Here is a 17,241-nt window from a genome sequence, read left to right as displayed (position 1 = left end):
GATTCCCCACCTGGGGGTTGGCCCGCTGCTTCTGTGGTGGGCTCTTTTTACTGGCACTATTCGCCGCCGTTGCCGACAAAATGTGATTGACGTAACGGTGACCAGGCGCAATCATTACGGATTGTGCAGGGTGAGGGCGTTTTCAATGAAACTCGTTGTCTTTGGCGTAGCAATAGTATTGGCCGCTACCGGAGCAGCTGTTGCGAAAGAGAAGAAAAAGGTGGCCACCGCTCAGGCTACAACCTCGTGTTCTACAGCTCATAAGAAGGCTGGCAGCAAGCCGACCGCGAAACCGGATTGCAAATCGACAGGCACCGTGGTTGCGCGACCGTCAAATAGGGCCGAAAACTTCCTGGATCATTATAATCCGCGCTTAGGGTATGACACCAGTCCGTGGTTTCAAACTGGCTTTAATTGATGGCGGCTTCGGCTTCCGGGCTTTTCTTAATCCAGCGCGGCCTTCACTCCTTCGCCAAATAGCGCACCGGCTTACCGGCCGCCGAGTTTAAGGCAAACCTGCCCCATGATTGAGGCATGTCGAGGCGCGTCAACGCGTCCGGCATTCCAAGGTCTTCCACCAACTCTTCTAGAAATTTGGTGGGTGCGCACAGGATTGAACTGTGGACCCGCTGATTAAGAGTCAGCTGCTCTACCAACTGAGCTACGCACCCACTCGGCCGGCAAAAACCGGCGTTGGCGGGCATATAGCCGCCGATACCGGTCCTGTCCAGCCCTGCCGGAATCATTTCCCGACAAATCGCTCCGGGCTTCGGTTTCGAGTGTTGCAGCGAAGCAAAAACCAGAGTCGTCGGCGGGACAGCGCCCCCCTCTGCCCTGCCGGGCATCTCCCCCACTTGGGGGGAGATTGGCAGCCTTGCCGTTTCGCCTGTCTTTCGGCGTTGGAGATTGGCGAAAGCCAATGCGACATCCGATCTCCCCCCTCGTGGGGGAGATGTCCGGCAGGACAGAGGGGGGCGTGAAGGATCGCCGACAGCGACGATCTCAGCCACGGGCCACTCAAACGAACAGCCTGCCTTCCGCCACCTTGATGGCATGGCCGCCGATGCGCGCGGAGGCCAGTTTTCCGCCCTCGACAGTGAGTTCGAGCCGGATACGCGATGGCCGGCCCATCTCCAGCCCCTGCTCGATCCACAGCTGCGAAATGCCGTCGGTCGGGCCATCGAACTGCATGATGGCGCCGGCAAAGGCCGCCGCCGCCGACCCGGTCGCCGGGTCTTCATAGGACGGCGTGCCCGGCACGATCATGCGGACATGGAAGGCGCTGTCATGGTTCACCGTCTGGCGGCAATAGACATACGGGCTGGCGAAGGCCCATTCGCTCTTGCGCGGCGCCAGTTCCGACCAGACCTGGTTGTCGAGCTTGATCCGGCCGGCAGCCTCCAGATTGGCAACCGGAATGGTGACGTAAGGCACGCCTGCCGACCAGAACGACACCAGGTGATTCTCGAAGCCGATCTCGTGCGGCGCCAGCCCGAGGGCGGCGCCGATCGCCTCCGGGTCGGCATCGAGCTTCAGCGGCTCCGGCAGCTTCGCCAGGTCGAACTCGGCAAAGGTGGCGCCATCGTGCCGGCTGACGGCGCAGCGCACCGGGCCGATATTCTCCTCCAGCACGAAGATGCCGGCTTCGCCCTCGCCTGTCAGTTCGGCCAGCGCGATCGCGGCGCCAACTGTCGGATGTCCGGCGAACGGCATCTCATAGTCGGGCGTGAAAATGCGGATGCGGTTGCGATGTTTTGGATTGTCCGGCGGCAGCACGAAGACCGATTCGGACAGGTTGAACTCGCGCGCAATGGCCTGCATGGCGGCTGTATCCAGCCCTTGGCTGTCGAGCACGACAGCCAGCGGATTGCCGGCCAGCCGCTCCGTCGTAAACACATCGTAGAGCAAGTAATTGCGGGTCTGCATCTTGAAAAACCTTCCGCCTCAATCCGAACATGGCCGAAATTTAATTTGATATTCGAACCACCAAGCCTGATCTGTGCACATATAGGGACATTACGCTTTCATAGGGGTCCGGCGTGGACCAGCTTGTCAATCTGCCAAAGACGGAATCGGATTCCGCCATCGAGGCGGCGCTTGGGCTTGACCAGAGTGGTGTGCGCAAGACGCGCCGTCGTGGCTGGCTTTACGCGCTGCTGGCGCTGATCGCCGTTGCCGGCGGCCTCGCCGGCTACCAATGGTATGCCGGCTCCCCGGCCAAGATCGACTACACCACAACGCCGGCCACCATTGCCGACCTCACCGTCGCGGTATCGGCGACCGGCACGCTGCAGCCCCTCACCCAGGTCGACATTTCAAGCGAACTGTCCGGCATCATCCGCTCGGTGTCGGCCGAAGAGAACCAGCAGGTCAAGAAGGGCGATGTGCTGGCGACGCTCGACACGGTGAAACTTGAGGTCCAGATCGAACGCGCCAAAGCCTCGGCCAAGGCCGCTGCCGCCAATGTCGAGGACGCCACGGTAACCCTGAAGGAGAACGAAAGCGCCCTCACCCGCGCGGCCGAACTGACCAGGCGTGGCATGGCGACCGATCAGTCGCTCGAGGCGGCGACTGCCACGCGCGACCGCTCCAAGGCGGCGCTCGATAGTGCGCAGGCCAATCTCGCCATCGCCCAGGCCGATCTCAAGGCGCAGCAGACCGACCTTGCCAAGAGCACCATCTATGCGCCGATTGACGGCATCGTCTTGACGCGTTCCGTCGACCCCGGCCAGACGGTCGCCTCCTCGCTGCAGGCGCCGGTTCTGTTCATCATCGCCGCCGATTTGAGGAACATGGAATTGGTGGCGGCGGTCGACGAGGCCGATATCGGCGCGGTCAAACCAGGCCAGCATGCACGCTTCACCGTCGATGCCTTTCCGGAGCGGCCGTTCGACGCCGAGATCCGCGACATCTCCTACGCCTCGGTCACCACCGACGGCGTCGTCACCTACAATGCACGGTTGGAAGTCGACAATAACGAGCTTTTGCTGCGGCCCGGCATGACCGCCACGGTTTCGGTCGTCACCAGGCAGGCCAAGAGCGTGCTCACCGTGCCGTCCACCGCTTTCCGCTACCGCCCGGCGCAGCAGGCCGCGCGCGCGTGGAGCCTCAGCGATCTGTTCACCGGCCGCATGGGCCGTGGCGGCAACCGCCGCCAGCCGGTGAAGGCGCCCACCGACGGCTCACGCACGCTCTATGTGCTGGAGAACGGCCGGCCGCACCCGGTCAACGTCAAGATCGGCTCCACCGACGGCGAACTGACCGAGATCACCTCCGGGCTGGATGAAGGTGCAGAGGTTATCACGACCTCGCAGCTGCGGAGCTGACGCCATGGCCGCGGGCCTCATCGGTTTCGACACGGTCTGGAAGAGCTATGGCCAGGGCGAAGCCAAGGTCCATGCGCTGGCCGGCGTCGACCTCGCCATCCAGCGTGGCGAATTCGTCGCCATCATGGGCCCGTCCGGTTCGGGCAAATCGACCGCGATGAACATCATCGGTTGCCTCGACACGCCGACGGCCGGAACCTACTCCTTCATGGGCATCGACGCCGGGCGGCTCGACCGCAACCGCCGGGCGCTTCTGCGCAATCTCTATATCGGCTTCGTCTTCCAGGGTTACAATCTGTTGCCGCGCACCACGGCGGCGGAAAATGTCGAGCTGCCGCTGATCTATCGCGGCGCGCCGGCCCGCGAGCGCCGCGATCTTGCCATGCAGGCGCTGGCGGAGGTCGGCCTGGTCGGGCGCGAACATCACACGCCGGCCGAACTCTCCGGTGGTCAGCAACAGCGCGTGGCGATCGCGCGCGCCATCGTCACCAGGCCGACGCTGCTCGTCGCCGACGAGCCGACCGGCAATCTCGACACCGCCCGCACGCATGAGATCATGGAGTTGTTGACGCGGCTGAACCGGGAGCTCGGCTTGACCATCGCCATGGTCACCCACGAGGCCGATGTCGCCGATTATGCCGAGCGCACCATCCGCTTCCTCGACGGCCACGTCGCGTCCGACACGGCCAAGTCGGAGTTGGCGTCATGATCTGGGAAACCGTCCGCCTCTCTCTGCGCTCCATCCGCCGCAATGTGCTGCGCTCGTTCCTGACGCTGCTCGGCATCGTCATCGGTGTCGCCGCCGTCATCGCCATGCTGACCATCGGTTCGGGCACCACGGCCAAGGTCAAGTCGGACATCGCCAAGCTCGGCTCGAACCTGCTCGTCGTCCGTTCCGGCCGCCCGGCAGGCACTGGCGGACCAGGCGGGCTCGACCAGGCGGTACGGCCTCTGGCCGACAAGGATGTAGCCGCCCTCGTAGCCCACCTGACCGGCGCGCGCGCCATCGCGCCGGCGTCGCAGAAACAAGTCCGCGTCATCTTCGGCACCGAGAGCCTGACCTCGGGCGTCACCGGCACCGACAGCGCCTATCTCGACGCCCGCGACTGGAAGCTGGTGTCGGGCCGCCCATTCAGCGATTCGGAGACACGCTCGGGCACCGGCGTCTGCCTGATCGGCGAGACGGTGCGCCAGCAATTCTTCGGCGCCGGCGAACCCGAGGGCGAGATCATCCGCGTCAACCGCACCTCGTGCAAGATCATCGGCCTGCTCGAACCCAAGGGCTATACCGGCTTCGGCCAGGACCAGGACAATGTCGTCTTGATGCCGCTTGCCGCCTATCAGCGCCGCATCGCCGGCAACCGCGACATCGACAACATCTACGTCGCCGCCGACGACCGCACGCCGACCACCGAATTGCAGCCGCGAGTCGAGGACATTTTGCGCGACACCCGCCGCATCACGCCGGACCGCGAAGACGATTTCTCGATCCGCGACATGACCCAGATCGCCGACGCCATGGCCAGCGCCACCACCACCATGACCGGCATGCTGGGCGCCGTCGCGGGCGTCAGCCTGCTGGTCGGCGGCATCGGGATCATGAACATCATGCTGGTCTCGGTCACTGAGCGCACCCGCGAGATCGGCATCAGGCTCGCCATCGGCGCGCATGAAAAGCACATCCTCATCCAGTTCCTGGTCGAGGCGACGGTGCTGTCGCTGCTCGGCGGCATTATCGGCATCCTGATCGGCCTGGCGCTGGCCGGCCTCGCCTCGGCAACGCTGGCCATACCGTTTGCGCCGAGCCCGGCGGTCATCCTGCTCGCCGTCGGTTTTTCGGCGCTGATCGGCATGGTGTTCGGCTTCTTCCCGGCGCTGCGCGGCGCCAGGCTCGACCCGATCGACGCGCTGCGCCACGAATAAGCGCCAGATCAGCTCCACCGCAACCAACCGCTATCCACAAGGATGGGTGCTTGTCGACATCGCAATACTTGTTGTCGTCCGGTCTGCGATGCTAATTTTAGAGCAAAGCATCTGGTCAAGGAGTGGCAATGAGCAAGAAGGCGCGGCTGATTCTGACGATGGTGATCATCGAAGGCGCCCTTGCGGGACTTTGGTGGTATCTCGCCCGCTACGGCATGGCCAATCCCGATCGTGTCACCGCCGATTTTCAGGCAGTCGTCGGCCAGACGATGGGCATGGTCATGGGTGGATTGCTGGGCATCGGCGTTATCCTGTTCCTCGTCGCCGCCCGCAACGACCGCAAGGCGGCGCAGAACAATCCGCGCCGTTAGCCCCCGCCACCGCCAAAATGCCACTCGACCAGCGGCTTCATATGCGGTGCCAGCCCTTCCGGCAGGTCGGCGGCGTGGCGGATGATCACCGGCCCCTCGATCTCCGGCTCGGTCTCGGTCGCGACGAAGGCGCCGATGCGCCGCGCAATCTCGTCGGCCGGCGCATCGACGTGGTAGCGGCGGAAGAGGACCGTGCCGGTCGAAGTCGACAGCGCATGGTAGCGCTTGCCGCGCGCAGCGCCTGTCAGGTCAAGCCCGGTCTCCTCGCGCACTTCACGGATCATGTTGAAATCGACATCGACGCGGCCATCGCGAAAATCGATCGGCTCGAACGAGCCGGCAGCGAAGTAGACACTGCCGGCCGGGACCGTGTGCGCGCCCATGCGGATCGCCACCAGGGCGTTGTCGCCGGCGACCAGCATGGCGTGGCCATAGGCATGCTCGGCGCCCGTCCCCTGCCGGTTCTTTCGCCACAGCAGGAAGGTCGAGTACTTCACCGCGTGACAACGCCCGACGATCCGGTTGTCGCGCCAGGCGAGCGCCGAGAGCAGCACCACCGTGCCGTCGAACAGCGCCGGATTGGCCGTGACCTCGCGCCGCCAGTTGTCAGTGATCGCCTGCGCGTTGTCGCGCTCGAACGGATGCGGGCCGGGGTCGAGCCGGACGTCGATTTCGTCGACGGGCAGGATGACGTTGCGCGGCAGGTCGAAGCTCACCGTGCTCAAGCCATGTCCAGGGTAATTGCGACGGGACAATGGTCCGACGCCTTCGGCCGGTCCCAGCCGGCGCGCGGAAAGCGCTCCACCGCCTGTCCCGCCGGAAAGATGGTGCGCCAGGGCTGGCCGTTGCGGATGATGTCGGGAACCGCCGTCGCATTCTTCGCCGCCAGCCCTTTCGACAGCAGGATGTAGTCGAGCTGGCACAGATGCCGCTCCTTCGGCCCGCGCGTGTGGTAGAAACTCCAGCGGTCCATCTCCGGCCGGCGTTCGACGACGTTTTCGCAAAAGCCGCCGGCGGTGAGCACATCGATACAGGACTGGCTCTCGTCGATCACCTGGAAGCGGTAGCCGTCGACGGCGTCGCCCTCGATCTTCACCCGCTGGCGGTAGTCGTTCATGTCGCCGCAGATCGCCCAGTTTTTATCGGCTGCGTGCTCTTTGCCGAAGCGCTCCTCGATGATGCGGCGCACGGCTTGCGCCTCGGCGATGCGCACCGGCATCGTCGCCTCGCGTCCGTCGAGCCCGTTGCGCGGCGAGCCCATCGATTTGAAATGGACGAGGTAAAGCGTCAGCGGCACGCCGCCGACCTTGATGTCGACCTCCAGGCAATCGCGCCGGAAGATGCGTTCGTTGGCCAGGTTGCCGAGCGCCTCGAGTTCAGGCGTGTGCAGCCCGAACTGCTCGAAGGTGACATAGGCATGGCTGGTCATGCGCACGAATTCGATCGGCTGACCTTGCGCGGTCTCGTTGCGCATCATCACGGCAACGTCGATGCCGCGCGAATCATTGCCGGCGGTGGTGTATTTCTGCCGGTAACCCTCGCCCACCATCTTGAAGAGATAGCCATACTCGAACGCCTTCAGCGCCTCGATGTTGTCAACCTCCTGCATGCAGATGATGTCCGCGCGGGTGGCGGCGATGGCGAGCGCGGTCAACTGGCGCGTATCGTCGGATTGCGCGATGGCGCGCGCCTGCTCCAGCATCCGGTATTCGGCTTCGCTCTGGATGTCGAAAAGCGCCAGCGTGCGGTCTTCGTTGAGCTGGTTGCGGAAGCCCGAGTAATCGAACCTGTTCATCAGGTTTTCGACATTGAAAGTGGCGAGGCGCAGCGACATGGACTGACCTTTGCCCGCAAGCGCCAATGAAAACAAGGGCTGCTCGTCATGGCTGATGGAACCTTTCTGTTCATCCTCCGTTCAGACGCCAAGGTCCATCAATAGGCCACTTCCCTGGGGTATCCGGGCGTGGGGCCTGTATCACTTGGAGAGTGCAATGAGCTCGCTCTTTTCGTCCACAGTCAAATCCGGGCTGTTAGCGCTCGGTCTTTTCTCGGGTCTCACGGCGCCATCTGCCGCGGGCCCGATCCTGCAGCCGGACTTGTCGGTGCCGGCAAGCACCGCATTGTCTGACATCACACCGGTTCGCGACAGCTGGGCGGGCGGCAATGACCGCCGCTCCTTCAACGATTGGCAGTGGCGCCGCCACGACAGCCGTCGCTTTGCCGGGTCAGGCAACTGGAACAACGGCAATTGGAATGGCGGCAACTGGAACGGCGGCGACAACTGGCGCTGGCGCCATCACCGCCACCATCGCGGCCGTGATTTTGACACCGGCGCCGCAGCAGTTCTCGGCCTCGGCCTGGGTCTCGGCCTCGGCAGCATCTACAACAACGGCTACTACAACAACGGCTATTACAATGACGGCTACTACGTGCAGCCGGCGCCCCGCCGCTATTACCGCACGCAGCGTCTGTCCAGCGCCCATGTCCAGTGGTGCTACGACCGCTATCGGTCCTACCGGGCCTGGGACAACACGTTCCAGCCCTATGGTGGCCCGCGCCAGCAATGCTGGTCGCCCTACAGCTGACCTATAAACGACAATAAACGACGGCGCCGCCCCATCGCGGCGCCGTTTTCATTGGGAAAGACGGCTGGTCTCGGTCACCGCTAACCATATGTTTATCGGCTCAGCCTATCCGTGATATCGTGCCCCATCTGACGATCGCGCCGATCCGGTCGCGAAGGACGCCGTCATGGCCGACAACGAATTGCGAAACAAACACCGGCAGCGCGTGCTGAAGGGCGCGACGATTCTGACCGGCCTCACCAATTCCGAGGTCAAGTGCACGGTCCGCAACATGCATGCCGGCGGCGCCGAACTGAAAGTCTCGATAGACGCGCGCGTGCCGGACGAGTTCCTGCTCTATGTGCCTGTCGACGGCATCGGCTACAAGGCCATCGTGCGCTGGCGCCGCGACGACCGCATCGGCGTCGAGTTCACCGGCACCGAGCCGAAGCCGCATTGGCACTATGGCTGATTATCCTGATCGATAAACCGGCATCAAAAGCCGGCGGATCGCTCCGCCGGCTCTTTGCTCCCAATCCCGACGACTGCGGGTTAGTTCTTGGCCTTGTCGACCAGCTTGTTCTTGGAAATCCAGGGCATCATGGCGCGCAGCTTGGCGCCGACTTCCTCGATCTGGTGGCTGTCATTGTTGCGGCGGATGCCCTTGAAGCGCGACATGCCGGCGCGGTATTCCTGCATCCACTCCGAGGTGAATTTTCCGGTCTGGATGTCTTTCAGCACGCGCTTCATCTCGGCCTTGGTCTCGGCGGTAATGATGCGCGGGCCTGAGACATATTCACCCCATTCGGCGGTGTTCGAGATCGAGTAGTTCATGTTGGCGATGCCGCCTTCATAGATCAGGTCGACGATCAGCTTGACCTCGTGCAGGCACTCGAAATAGGCCATTTCGGGTGCGTAGCCGGCCTCAACCAGCGTCTCGAAGCCGGCGCGGATCAGCTCGACCAGGCCGCCGCAGAGCACGACCTGCTCGCCGAACAGATCGGTCTCGCATTCCTCGCGGAAATTGGTCTCGATGATGCCCGAACGGCCGCCGCCGACACCGCAGGCGTAGGACAGAGCGAGATCGAGCGCATTGCCGGAAGCATCCTGGTTGACGGCGACCAGGCACGGCACGCCGCCGCCCTTCTGGTATTCGCCGCGCACCGTGTGGCCGGGGCCTTTCGGCGCGATCATGACGACATCGACGGTCGACTTCGGCTCGATGAGGCCGAAATGCACGTTGAGGCCGTGCGCGAAGGCAATCGCGGCGCCGTCACGAATGTTTGGCGCGATTTCGTTTTTGTAGATGTCGGCCTGCAATTCGTCAGGCGTCGCCATCATCATCAAATCGGCCCATTTGGCAGCGTCCGCCACGCTCATCACTTTCAGGCCATCAGCCTCGACCTTCTTGGCGGTCGCCGATCCCGCCTTGAGGCCGATGGCGATTTCCTTGGCGCCGGAATCCTTGAGGTTGAGCGCGTGCGCCCGGCCTTGGCTGCCATAGCCGATAATGGCGACCTTCTTGCCCTTGATCAGATTGAGATCGGCGTCGCGATCGTAATAGACACGCATCTTTTGCTTCCTTCCCACAGAGATTAGAGGCCTTGCGGCCCGGTTTTTGCTCCATAAAGAGCGAGAAACTGCTGCGTCGCCCGGGCGGCATCGCCGCCGATCGCCGCTTCAGTCAATTCCAGCCTGTCGCCGAGCAGCAGACGGATCTGCACGTCGCGGGCGACCAGCCCGAAAAAGGTCCGGAACGCCATTTCGGCGTCCGTAAAGTCGAGCAGTCCGGCCTGCTTGCCGGCAAGCAGCACCGGCTTCAGCCGTCTGGCCAGCGCGAAACGGCCATTCTCCAGCACGATGGCGCCGAGATCGTCCTTTCCGGATCCGGCATGGCCGACCGCGACGCGGTTCAGCGCGATCGAGGTATCGCTCGAAATCACCTTTAGCCAGTCCGAGGCGAAGCCTTCCAGGCTTGCCGTCATCGAGGCAAGATCGAGCCGCTCACCGTCGACCGGCACCACGCGCACTTTCGATGCCTGCCACTGCACGGTCGCCGTCAGCAATCCGTCGCGGTCGCCGAACCATTTGTAGAGCGTTTCCTTCGAGCAGCTGGCGCGCCGCGCCACCGCCGTCATGGTCAGATTGTCGCCCTCCTCGACCAGCAGCCGCAAAGCCGCGTCCAGGACGGCCGTTTGCCGCTCTGTCAGCACTTCGCTGGTATCGATCTCGGCACTCGCCTGCAACAATTTCCTGCCCATTCGATGAGGTCGCCGGGTCGCCTCAAACGGCGTACCGTACGTTACGGTTCGGCATATTGCGCAATCCTGTGCTCGACGCAAGGGGTTAGGTAGAAAAATCGTCGACGTGAGAGCCGCCGGGCAAACCACGAGATTCTGACGGATCAATCATCGGCGGGCGGATGGCGCAGCTCTCCAAGCAGGCTCGCCAGTATCTTCAGCTCCTCGGCGGAGAGTTTTGCGCCGACCAATTCCGCAATAGACCGTCCATAGACAGCCCACATCCGTCGCCGCGTCTGACGGCCCTTGGCCGAGATGCGGATGGTCTGGCCGCGGCCGTCATCGGCAGCCCTGAGCTTCTCGACCAGTCCGTCTGCCTCGAGGCGCGCCAGAAGCCGCGAGATGTTATACTGCGCAAACAGTGTGCGCTCGGTCAGCTGGAATGGCCGCAGCCCGCCCTCACCCGCCTCGGCGAGTTCATGCAGCACGTCATACCAGTCGAGCGGCGGCAAGCCGCTAGTCTTCAAAGCCTCTTCCGCCTTTTCGATGAGCTGGCGCGAAACCCGCATCAGGCGGGCCCAGGCCTTGACGGCTTCGGGCGAAGGCGTGGTTGTTTTGGTCATGACCCACCCTAGGCGGTAGATGCAGTTGCATCAAGCTTGACGGTCAATGCACTTGCATCTATATGCATGCAACTGCATCGATCCGGGAAAGATCCATGAAACACGAAATTTGCAAAGTCGCCGACGTCCCACAGACGGGCAGCCTGATCGCACCGTTCTTCGGCCGCGAGGTCCATGTCTGGCGCAGCGGCGAGCGTGTCCGTGCCGCGGCCAATGTCTGCCTGCATTTCGGCGGGCCGCTCGACTGCAAGGACGGCAAGCTGGTCTGCCAATGGCACGGTGCCGCCTTCGATATGGAAAGCGGCGATCGGCTTGAAGGTCCGGCGCCAAAAGCGTCGCGACTGATGTTCCTGTCGACGCGCGTCGAGGACGGCGCGTTGAACTATGTCTGGGGAGAGTGACATGCCTGAGAAGAATGAAATGGCTGAGAAGAATGAAATGACTGGCAAGCTCATTCTCGTCAGCCATCATCTATGCCCCTATGTGCAGCGCGCGGCGATCTCGCTGGCCGAGAAACGCGTGCCGTTTGAGCGTGTCACCATCGACCTCGCCAACAAGCCGGACTGGTTCAAGGCGATTTCGCCGCTGGGCAAGGTGCCGCTGCTGATCGTCCAGGCAAATGGCGAGGAGACAGTGATCTTCGAATCCGCCGTCATTCTCGAATTCCTCGAGGAGACGCAAGCCAATCCTCTGCATCTGGCCGACGCCTACGCCCGTGCCCGGCATCGCGCCTGGATCGAGTTCGGCTCGGCGACATTGAACGCCATCGGCCGGTTCTACTCGGCTTCGACGGAGGCCGCCTTCCTGGCAGAGTCCACGGCACTTTCGGCCATGTTCGATCGTCTGGAGGACGAACTGGCCGACCAGGCCGGACCGTGGTTCAATGGCGAGTGCTTTTGCCTCGTCGATGCCGTCTACGGCCCGGTCTTCCGCTATCTCGACGCCTTCGACCGGATCGGCAATTTCGGCATTCTGGACGGCAAGCCATTGGTCCAGGCCTGGCGCAAGGCGTTGAGCGAACGCGCCTCGATCAAGGGTGCCGTGGCGCCGGACTATCCGCAGCGGCTGCGTCTATTCCTGCGTGCGAGAAATTCGCTTCTCTCGACCCTGATCCCGCCGGATGATCTGGCCAGTGCACCTCCTCTAGCCCGATCCGCCTGAACGGATCGATCAGCGTGCCGGCCACCATCGAGGCAAGCACGCTTGGCACTGGCGGGATTTTGGCGATGGTTGCCACCAGCCTGTCGCGGAAGAAGGGCAGCATCGTGCCGTCCGACTGGTAGAACGGCGTCAGCGCCAGCGACAGCAGCTGGAAGATTCGGACATGCCATCGCCGCGCCCGGGCGTAGCTTTCCAGCGCTGCCTCGACGTTGCCCGTCTGTGCCAAGGCATGGCTGAGCGCTGCCGCGTCGAGCAACGCCATGTTGGCGCCTTGCCCGAGCTGCGGGCTGGTCGAATGCGCGGCATCGCCGATCACGGCCAGCCTGCGGCCGGCCGGCAGCTTCATCGTGTGGTGGCCGTAGCGCGCCAGCGACAGCTGGTCGAAGCTGTCGATCTGGCTGGTGAACGCCTCGCACTGCGGCCACAGCGAGACCAGTCTCGCCTTCCAGGCGTCGAGCCCTGCCGCGCGCACGTTTTCGGCATCCGCCGGCTTCAGGCTCCAGAAGAACGCCGCCATCTTTTCCGCGCCCGGTTCCAGTCGGCCGATCGGCAGGACGCCGATCATCACGCTGGCCTTGTCGTAGCGCTGCAGCAGCGCATTTTCGTCGAAGCCTTGGCGCCAGCCGAGCGAGGCCCAGAACGCGCCGTAAGTGAGCTGCCGCGGCTCGGCCGGATCGTTGAGGCACCGGCGCAGCTTCGAACGCGAGCCGCTGGCGTCGACGACGAGGTCGAACGGCCCTGCCCTGCGGCCCTCCACCGTTCGGCTCTTGTCGAAGATCAGGCTTGCCCGCTCACCGACGTCCAGCGCCTCGATCTCGACACCGGTTTCCATGGCGATGCCTTGGCGCTGCGCGGCGCGGAACAACATGTTGAACAGCGCCGCCCGGTGCACCGCCAGCCCGAAGCGGCCGCCAGGCTGCGCGTCGTAGCGCACGGCGAGCACGGTGCGGCCGCTCGAGGCATCGGCGCCATGCAGACGCTCGATGCGGCTCCCCAGCGCCAGAATGTCGTGGAGCAGGCCGAGATCGGCGAGCACGCTCAGCCCGGTCGGCTGCAGGATCAGTCCGGAACCGACGGGCTTGGGTTCCTCGAAACGTTCGAAGATGGTGACGTTGTGGCCCGCGCGCTTGAGATAGAGCGCGGTGGCGAGCCCCGCCGGGCCGGCGCCCGCAATCGCGATGTCGAGAGATTTTTCCATTGCCCGCCCAACTACTGGCCGGACAATCCTTCAGCGCCATTGTCAAATCAAGCCTTTGCTGCATGGACCAAAATATCAGCCACCGGCGTCGAAGGCAGCGCGCGCCTTGCGCACCGCACCATGGTTGAGTTCGGCCCACAGGATCAATTGATGCAAGGCGCCGAACATCGAACGGCCGAGATCGGTCAGGCTGTATTCGACGCTTGGCGGCTTGGTCGGGAACACTTCGCGATGAACAAAGCCGTCGCGCTGCAGATCGTGGAGCGTCTGGGTGAGCATGCGCTGCGAGATGTCGGGCACCAGGCGCCGCAACTCGCCGAAACGATAGGGCTGCTCTGCGAGCGCCGCCATCAGCAGCGAACTCCATTTGCCGTTCACGCCCTGCATCACGTCGCGAACCGGGCAATCGGCAATGTTTGCGCCATCGCTGGTGGCTTTGAATATATTGAGCTTGGTTCTCAGATTGACGACCTTGCCGTCCATGGCTGCTGGTTCCCTGGCGGTGCCTACCTCCCTAAAAACTGCCTTCTTTACGGTGGCCGGTCAATTCTTATTTTAGTGCTGGTCTCTTTTTGAGACTGTCAGAAGCACCCGCCACCCGGCGCAATTTCAGGATCCCCCATGACCGCAACCCTTCTCGTCACCGGCGCTTCCGGCCAGCTTGGCCGCGGCGTCATCAACCACCTGCTGGACACATTAAAGGTCCCCGCAAACCGCATCATCGCCACCACCCGTACACCCGCCAACCTTGCCGATCTGGCGGCGCGCGGCGTCGTCGTCAGAGCCGCTGACTTCAACGACCCGCAATCGCTTGCCGAGGCCTTCGCGGGAGCCGACCGGGCACTCGTCATCTCGACCAACGAACTTGAGGTACAGGGGAAGCGGCGCGAGCAGCAGCTTGCGGCGGTGACGGCGGCCAAACAGGCTGGCGTCGGCCACCTGCTGTACACCTCGATGCCCAACCCCGAGCCTGGTTCGCCGGTTGTTTTCGCGCCCGACCACTACGACACCGAACAGGCGATCAAGGCGAGCGGCATCCCCTACACGATCTTCCGCAATGGCTGGTATAACGAGAACCTGTTCATGGCGTTGCCGCAGGTTCTGGCATCGGGTCAGTGGTACACCTCCGCCGGCGACGGCGCCATTTCCTACGGCACGCGCGACGATTTCGCGGCGGCGATCGCAGCGGGGCTCGCCTCGGACAGCAGCGAAAGCGCGACTTACACGCTGACCGGCCCCAGTGCGTATACGGCTGCCGAAGTGGCGGCGTTGGTCACCGAAGTCACCAGCAAGCCGATCCAGGTCATCCAGCTTTCCGACGAAGCCCTGACCGAGGGAATGAAGTCGGCCGGCCTGCCTGAACCCTTCGCCAAGGTGCTGGTTTCATTCGACGCCGCCGCCCGCGCCGGTGACCTCGGCATGGTGACCGACGCGGTCGAAAAACTCTCCGGCCGAAAGTCGGTGCCGCTGAAGCAGTTTCTGGAGACGAACAAGGCTGCACTGGCCGGCTGAAAGCTGCCGTTGCGGGACGCCGAGCCCTTAAGGTTCGGCGGCCTCCCGCACAATTACCTACGTCGCTTGACCAGTCCCAGCCGGATCAGGCTTTCGCCCGTGGCAATCAAAGCATCTTCGCGCGAGCGTGGCGCCCAGCCGAGCACGCGCACCGCCTTGGCGTTGGTGGCGTTCTTGATCTTGCCCAGTTCCGTTGCGAGTTGTGCCGCTTCCGGATTGAACAGCCCGATGATGCGCACCAGCCAATCGGGAAACTCCCGCGTCGAGACGCGCGACGCCGCCGGCCCGAGCCGCGTCTTCAGGGTCTGCGCGATCTCGCGCACCGTCATGAAATCGCCGGCGACAGCGAGGAACCGTTCGCCCTTGGCGGCGGGGTGGGTCATGGCGCGAACATGCAGATCCGCCACGTCGCGCGCGTCGACGACGCCGAAGGACAGGCGCGGCAGCCCAGGCACGGCGCCGTTCAGCATGCGCTGGACAAATTCGGTCGAGGTCGAATGGTCCGCGCCGAGCACCGGTCCAAAGATGCCAACGGGATTGACGACCGCAAGCTCCAGCGCGCCGCCCTGCTCGGCGATGAAATCCCAGGCCGCGCGCTCGGCGAGCGTCTTGGACTTCACATAGGCGCTGACCTTGCCTGCCGGATCGGTCCAGTTTTCCTCGTTGAAAGGCTGCCCATCCGCGCGCATCTTGCCATAGCCGACGGCCGCGAAGGATGAGGTGAGCACGACGCGCCTGACCCCGGCATCCCGCGCCGCCCGCAGCACGCGCAACGCGCCCTCGCGCGCCGGAAGGATCAGGTCATCCTCATGCGTGGGCACGCCGGGCGGAAAAGGCGATGCGACATGCAGCACGTAATCGCAGCCGGCCACCGCCGCCGGCCAGCCTGCGTCGGCCATCAGATCGGCATGGGCGAATGAAAGGGCGTCACCGGGCTCCGTGCCACCTGCCTTGAGCATGGCGAGCACATCGGCTTCGCGCCTGGCCGATCGCACGGAGGTGCGGACGCGGTAGCCGGCCTTCAACAGTTCGAGGATGCAGTGAGCGCCGAGGAAGCCGGACCCGCCGGTGACCAGCACCAATTCGCCGCTCATATTAGCCTCCTCGACGATTTATCCGTTCGAGACCCTCAGATCGCCACCTGCGTGCCGATCTCGACCACACGTCCGGTCGGGATCTGGAAATACTCCGTCGCATCGGCCGCCGAGCGGGCGAGCCCGATGAACAGCTTGTCCTGCCACACCGGCATGCCGGAATTGGGCGATGCCTTGAGCGAGCGCCGCGACAGGAAGAACGANATGTCGAACTTCCAGCCCTGCTTGCGGCAGATCGCCAGCGCGCGCGGAATGTTGGGCTGCTCCATATAGCCGAAGGTCAGCGTCACCCGCATGAACAACTCGTTGACTGTCTCCATCTTGACCCGCTCGCTGTCGGGCACCAGCGGCTGCGGTGCGGTGACCACCGACAGAATGACGTTCTGCTCGTGCAGCACCTTGTAGTGTTTCAGGCTGTGCATCAGCGCTGTCGGCGCGCTTTGCGGATCGCTGGTCAGGAACACGGCGGTGCCGGACACCAGCNATGTCGAACTTCCAGCCCTGCTTGCGGCAGATCGCCAGCGCGCGCGGAATGTTGGGCTGCTCCATATAGCCGAAGGTCAGCGCCACCCGCATGAACAACTCGTTGACTGTCTCCATCTTGACCCGCTCGCTGTCGGGCACCAGCGGCTGCGGCGCGGTGACCACCGACAGAATGACGTTCTGCTCGTGCAGCACCTTGTAGTGCTTCAGGCTGTGCATCAGCGCTGTCGGCGCGCTTTGCGGATCGCTGGTCAGGAACACGGCGGTGCCGGACACCAGCNTTCAGGCTGTGCATCAGCGCTGTCGGCGCGCTTTGCGGATCGCTGGTCAGGAACACGGCGGTGCCGGACACCAGCTGCGGCTTCTTCTTCAGCAGATTGCCGGCGAGGAAATCGAGCGGGATTTCGTTGCGCCGGGTCTTGTCGAACAGATAGCGGCTGCCGCGCACCCAGGTCCACATCGCCAGAACGATGGTGAAGGCCACCGCAAGCGACGCCCAGCCGCCCTCGAACACCTTGACGATGTTGGAGGCAAAGAAGCCGATGTCGATGAACGCGAACAGCGCCGTCATGGCGACGGCCACCCACAGGCGCCATTTCCAAATGCGCGTCATGACGACGAACAGCAGCACCGTCGTCACCAGCATGTTGCCGGTCACCGAGATGCCATAGGCGGAGGCCAGCTTGCTCGATTCGCCGAAACCGACGACCAGCAACATCACCGCCAACGCCAGCAAAACATTGACG

At 63.7% G+C, this 17,241-nt stretch carries 18 protein-coding genes, 1 tRNA gene and 3 pseudogenes; 10 read left to right on the top strand and 12 right to left on the bottom strand.

Annotated elements, in window-relative coordinates; translation table 11 throughout:
- The first annotated feature begins 145 nt into the window (after window positions 1-145).
- Entirely contained in the window at window positions 146-418 is a 273-nt protein-coding gene (locus tag X730_RS1000000167745; protein ID WP_155922523.1) for a hypothetical protein, read from the top strand.
- A 177-nt stretch (window positions 419-595) separates the two neighbouring features.
- Here X730_RS1000000167745 and X730_RS139900 read toward each other — a convergent pair.
- Both X730_RS139900 and X730_RS139905 read right to left on the bottom strand, forming a co-directional pair.
- Window positions 596-671, bottom strand: a tRNA-Lys gene (locus tag X730_RS139900).
- A 346-nt stretch (window positions 672-1,017) separates the two neighbouring features.
- Window positions 1,018-1,926, bottom strand: a complete 909-nt coding sequence (locus X730_RS139905; protein WP_023827323.1) for a PhzF family phenazine biosynthesis protein — start codon at window positions 1,924-1,926, stop codon at window positions 1,018-1,020.
- A gap of 113 nt (window positions 1,927-2,039) precedes the next feature.
- On the opposite strand from X730_RS139905, the gene X730_RS139910 reads away from it, so the two are divergent.
- The 4 genes from X730_RS139910 to X730_RS139925 all read left to right on the top strand — a co-directional run bounded on the left by X730_RS139910 (window position 2,040) and on the right by X730_RS139925 (window position 5,620).
- Complete coding sequence (locus X730_RS139910; protein WP_023827322.1) at window positions 2,040-3,326, top strand: efflux RND transporter periplasmic adaptor subunit; 1,287 nt, start codon at window positions 2,040-2,042, stop codon at window positions 3,324-3,326.
- 4 nt (window positions 3,327-3,330) lie between these two features.
- Window positions 3,331-4,035, top strand: a complete 705-nt coding sequence (locus X730_RS139915; protein ID WP_023685174.1) for an ABC transporter ATP-binding protein — start codon at window positions 3,331-3,333, stop codon at window positions 4,033-4,035.
- Complete coding sequence (locus X730_RS139920) at window positions 4,032-5,249, top strand: ABC transporter permease (protein WP_023685173.1); 1,218 nt, start codon at window positions 4,032-4,034, stop codon at window positions 5,247-5,249. The genes X730_RS139915 and X730_RS139920 overlap by 4 nt, the downstream gene beginning before the upstream one ends.
- A 128-nt stretch (window positions 5,250-5,377) precedes the next feature.
- Window positions 5,378-5,620, top strand: a complete 243-nt coding sequence (locus tag X730_RS139925; protein WP_023690325.1) for a hypothetical protein — start codon at window positions 5,378-5,380, stop codon at window positions 5,618-5,620.
- Here X730_RS139925 and X730_RS139930 read toward each other — a convergent pair.
- Together X730_RS139930 and X730_RS139935 are read right to left on the bottom strand one after the other, a co-directional pair.
- Window positions 5,617-6,336, bottom strand: a complete 720-nt coding sequence (locus X730_RS139930; RefSeq protein WP_023668380.1) for a hypothetical protein — start codon at window positions 6,334-6,336, stop codon at window positions 5,617-5,619. The two genes, X730_RS139925 and X730_RS139930, sit on opposite strands and share 4 nt — an antisense overlap.
- Before the next feature lie 5 nt (window positions 6,337-6,341).
- Window positions 6,342-7,454, bottom strand: coding sequence for an endonuclease/exonuclease/phosphatase family protein (locus tag X730_RS139935; RefSeq protein WP_023690932.1), 1,113 nt, complete (start codon window positions 7,452-7,454; stop codon window positions 6,342-6,344).
- A 157-nt stretch (window positions 7,455-7,611) separates the two neighbouring features.
- Here X730_RS139935 and X730_RS139940 point away from each other — a divergent pair, with 157 nt between their 5' ends.
- Both X730_RS139940 and X730_RS139945 read left to right on the top strand, forming a co-directional pair.
- On the top strand, window positions 7,612-8,205 hold the full coding sequence (locus X730_RS139940) for a BA14K family protein (protein WP_023690328.1): 594 nt from the start codon (window positions 7,612-7,614) through the stop codon (window positions 8,203-8,205).
- 166 nt (window positions 8,206-8,371) lie between these two features.
- Entirely contained in the window at window positions 8,372-8,656 is a 285-nt protein-coding gene (locus X730_RS139945) for a PilZ domain-containing protein (protein WP_023685169.1), read from the top strand.
- Window positions 8,657-8,736: 80 nt separating this feature from the next.
- Here X730_RS139945 and ilvC read toward each other — a convergent pair whose 3' ends face one another.
- The 3 genes from ilvC to X730_RS139960 all read right to left on the bottom strand — a co-directional run bounded on the left by ilvC (window position 8,737) and on the right by X730_RS139960 (window position 11,047).
- A complete protein-coding gene (ilvC, locus tag X730_RS139950) occupies window positions 8,737-9,756 on the bottom strand; it encodes a ketol-acid reductoisomerase (RefSeq protein ID WP_013531065.1) in 1,020 nt (339 codons plus the stop codon).
- 23 nt (window positions 9,757-9,779) lie between these two features.
- A complete protein-coding gene (locus tag X730_RS139955) occupies window positions 9,780-10,433 on the bottom strand; it encodes a TetR/AcrR family transcriptional regulator (protein WP_023690330.1) in 654 nt (217 codons plus the stop codon).
- Window positions 10,434-10,588: 155 nt separating this feature from the next.
- Complete coding sequence (locus X730_RS139960) at window positions 10,589-11,047, bottom strand: MarR family transcriptional regulator (protein ID WP_023668376.1); 459 nt, start codon at window positions 11,045-11,047, stop codon at window positions 10,589-10,591.
- 95 nt (window positions 11,048-11,142) lie between these two features.
- On the opposite strand from X730_RS139960, the gene X730_RS139965 reads away from it, so the two are divergent.
- Together X730_RS139965 and X730_RS1000000166720 are read left to right on the top strand one after the other, a co-directional pair.
- A complete protein-coding gene (locus X730_RS139965) occupies window positions 11,143-11,448 on the top strand; it encodes a Rieske (2Fe-2S) protein (RefSeq protein ID WP_023668375.1) in 306 nt (101 codons plus the stop codon).
- 1 nt (window position 11,449) lies between these two features.
- Complete coding sequence (locus X730_RS1000000166720) at window positions 11,450-12,208, top strand: glutathione S-transferase family protein (protein WP_081731648.1); 759 nt, start codon at window positions 11,450-11,452, stop codon at window positions 12,206-12,208.
- Here the strand turns inward: X730_RS1000000166720 and X730_RS139970 are convergent.
- Window positions 12,174-13,406 (bottom strand): annotated as a pseudogene (locus X730_RS139970) (NAD(P)/FAD-dependent oxidoreductase); the annotation flags it as partial. The gene X730_RS1000000166720 and the pseudogene X730_RS139970 sit on opposite strands and share 35 nt — an antisense overlap.
- Window positions 13,407-13,481: 75 nt before the next feature.
- A complete protein-coding gene (locus tag X730_RS139975) occupies window positions 13,482-13,889 on the bottom strand; it encodes a helix-turn-helix domain-containing protein (protein WP_023690335.1) in 408 nt (135 codons plus the stop codon).
- 138 nt (window positions 13,890-14,027) lie between these two features.
- Here X730_RS139975 and X730_RS139980 point away from each other — a divergent pair, with 138 nt between their 5' ends.
- A complete protein-coding gene (locus X730_RS139980; RefSeq protein WP_023741658.1) occupies window positions 14,028-14,918 on the top strand; it encodes an SDR family oxidoreductase in 891 nt (296 codons plus the stop codon).
- 53 nt (window positions 14,919-14,971) lie between these two features.
- Here X730_RS139980 and X730_RS139985 read toward each other — a convergent pair whose 3' ends face one another.
- The 3 genes and pseudogenes from X730_RS139985 to X730_RS0134600 form a co-directional block, all read right to left on the bottom strand.
- Window positions 14,972-16,012, bottom strand: a complete 1,041-nt coding sequence (locus X730_RS139985; protein WP_023731260.1) for an aldehyde reductase — start codon at window positions 16,010-16,012, stop codon at window positions 14,972-14,974.
- A 35-nt stretch (window positions 16,013-16,047) separates the two neighbouring features.
- Window positions 16,048-16,494 (bottom strand): annotated as a pseudogene (locus X730_RS1000000166715) (KUP/HAK/KT family potassium transporter); the annotation flags it as partial.
- Window positions 16,495-16,498: 4 nt separating this feature from the next.
- Window positions 16,499-17,241, bottom strand: a pseudogene (locus X730_RS0134600) (KUP/HAK/KT family potassium transporter); the annotation flags it as partial.

The sequence above is a fragment of the Mesorhizobium sp. L103C131B0 genome (genome assembly GCF_000502275.1).
GTDB lineage: Bacteria > Pseudomonadota > Alphaproteobacteria > Rhizobiales > Rhizobiaceae > Mesorhizobium.
This window is presented reverse-complemented; position numbering and strand designations above follow the sequence as displayed.

Excerpts from the sequence above, each read along its gene's own strand:
- X730_RS139905 (WP_023827323.1), bottom strand. The coding sequence starts at position 1,926 with ATGCAGACCCGCAATTACTTGCTCTACGATGTGTTTACGACGGAGCGG.
- X730_RS139975 (WP_023690335.1), bottom strand. The coding sequence starts at position 13,889 with ATGGACGGCAAGGTCGTCAATCTGAGAACCAAGCTCAATATATTCAAA.
- X730_RS139920 (WP_023685173.1), top strand. The coding sequence starts at position 4,032 with ATGATCTGGGAAACCGTCCGCCTCTCTCTGCGCTCCATCCGCCGCAAT.
- X730_RS139925 (WP_023690325.1), top strand. The coding sequence starts at position 5,378 with ATGAGCAAGAAGGCGCGGCTGATTCTGACGATGGTGATCATCGAAGGC.
- X730_RS139960 (WP_023668376.1), bottom strand. The coding sequence starts at position 11,047 with ATGACCAAAACAACCACGCCTTCGCCCGAAGCCGTCAAGGCCTGGGCC.
- X730_RS1000000167745 (WP_155922523.1), top strand. The coding sequence starts at position 146 with ATGAAACTCGTTGTCTTTGGCGTAGCAATAGTATTGGCCGCTACCGGA.
- X730_RS139940 (WP_023690328.1), top strand. The coding sequence starts at position 7,612 with ATGAGCTCGCTCTTTTCGTCCACAGTCAAATCCGGGCTGTTAGCGCTC.
- X730_RS139985 (WP_023731260.1), bottom strand. The coding sequence starts at position 16,012 with ATGAGCGGCGAATTGGTGCTGGTCACCGGCGGGTCCGGCTTCCTCGGC.
- X730_RS1000000166720 (WP_081731648.1), top strand. The coding sequence starts at position 11,450 with ATGCCTGAGAAGAATGAAATGGCTGAGAAGAATGAAATGACTGGCAAG.
- X730_RS139935 (WP_023690932.1), bottom strand. The coding sequence starts at position 7,454 with ATGTCGCTGCGCCTCGCCACTTTCAATGTCGAAAACCTGATGAACAGG.
- ilvC (WP_013531065.1), bottom strand. The coding sequence starts at position 9,756 with ATGCGTGTCTATTACGATCGCGACGCCGATCTCAATCTGATCAAGGGC.
- X730_RS139915 (WP_023685174.1), top strand. The coding sequence starts at position 3,331 with ATGGCCGCGGGCCTCATCGGTTTCGACACGGTCTGGAAGAGCTATGGC.
- X730_RS139965 (WP_023668375.1), top strand. The coding sequence starts at position 11,143 with ATGAAACACGAAATTTGCAAAGTCGCCGACGTCCCACAGACGGGCAGC.
- X730_RS139980 (WP_023741658.1), top strand. The coding sequence starts at position 14,028 with ATGACCGCAACCCTTCTCGTCACCGGCGCTTCCGGCCAGCTTGGCCGC.
- X730_RS139945 (WP_023685169.1), top strand. The coding sequence starts at position 8,372 with ATGGCCGACAACGAATTGCGAAACAAACACCGGCAGCGCGTGCTGAAG.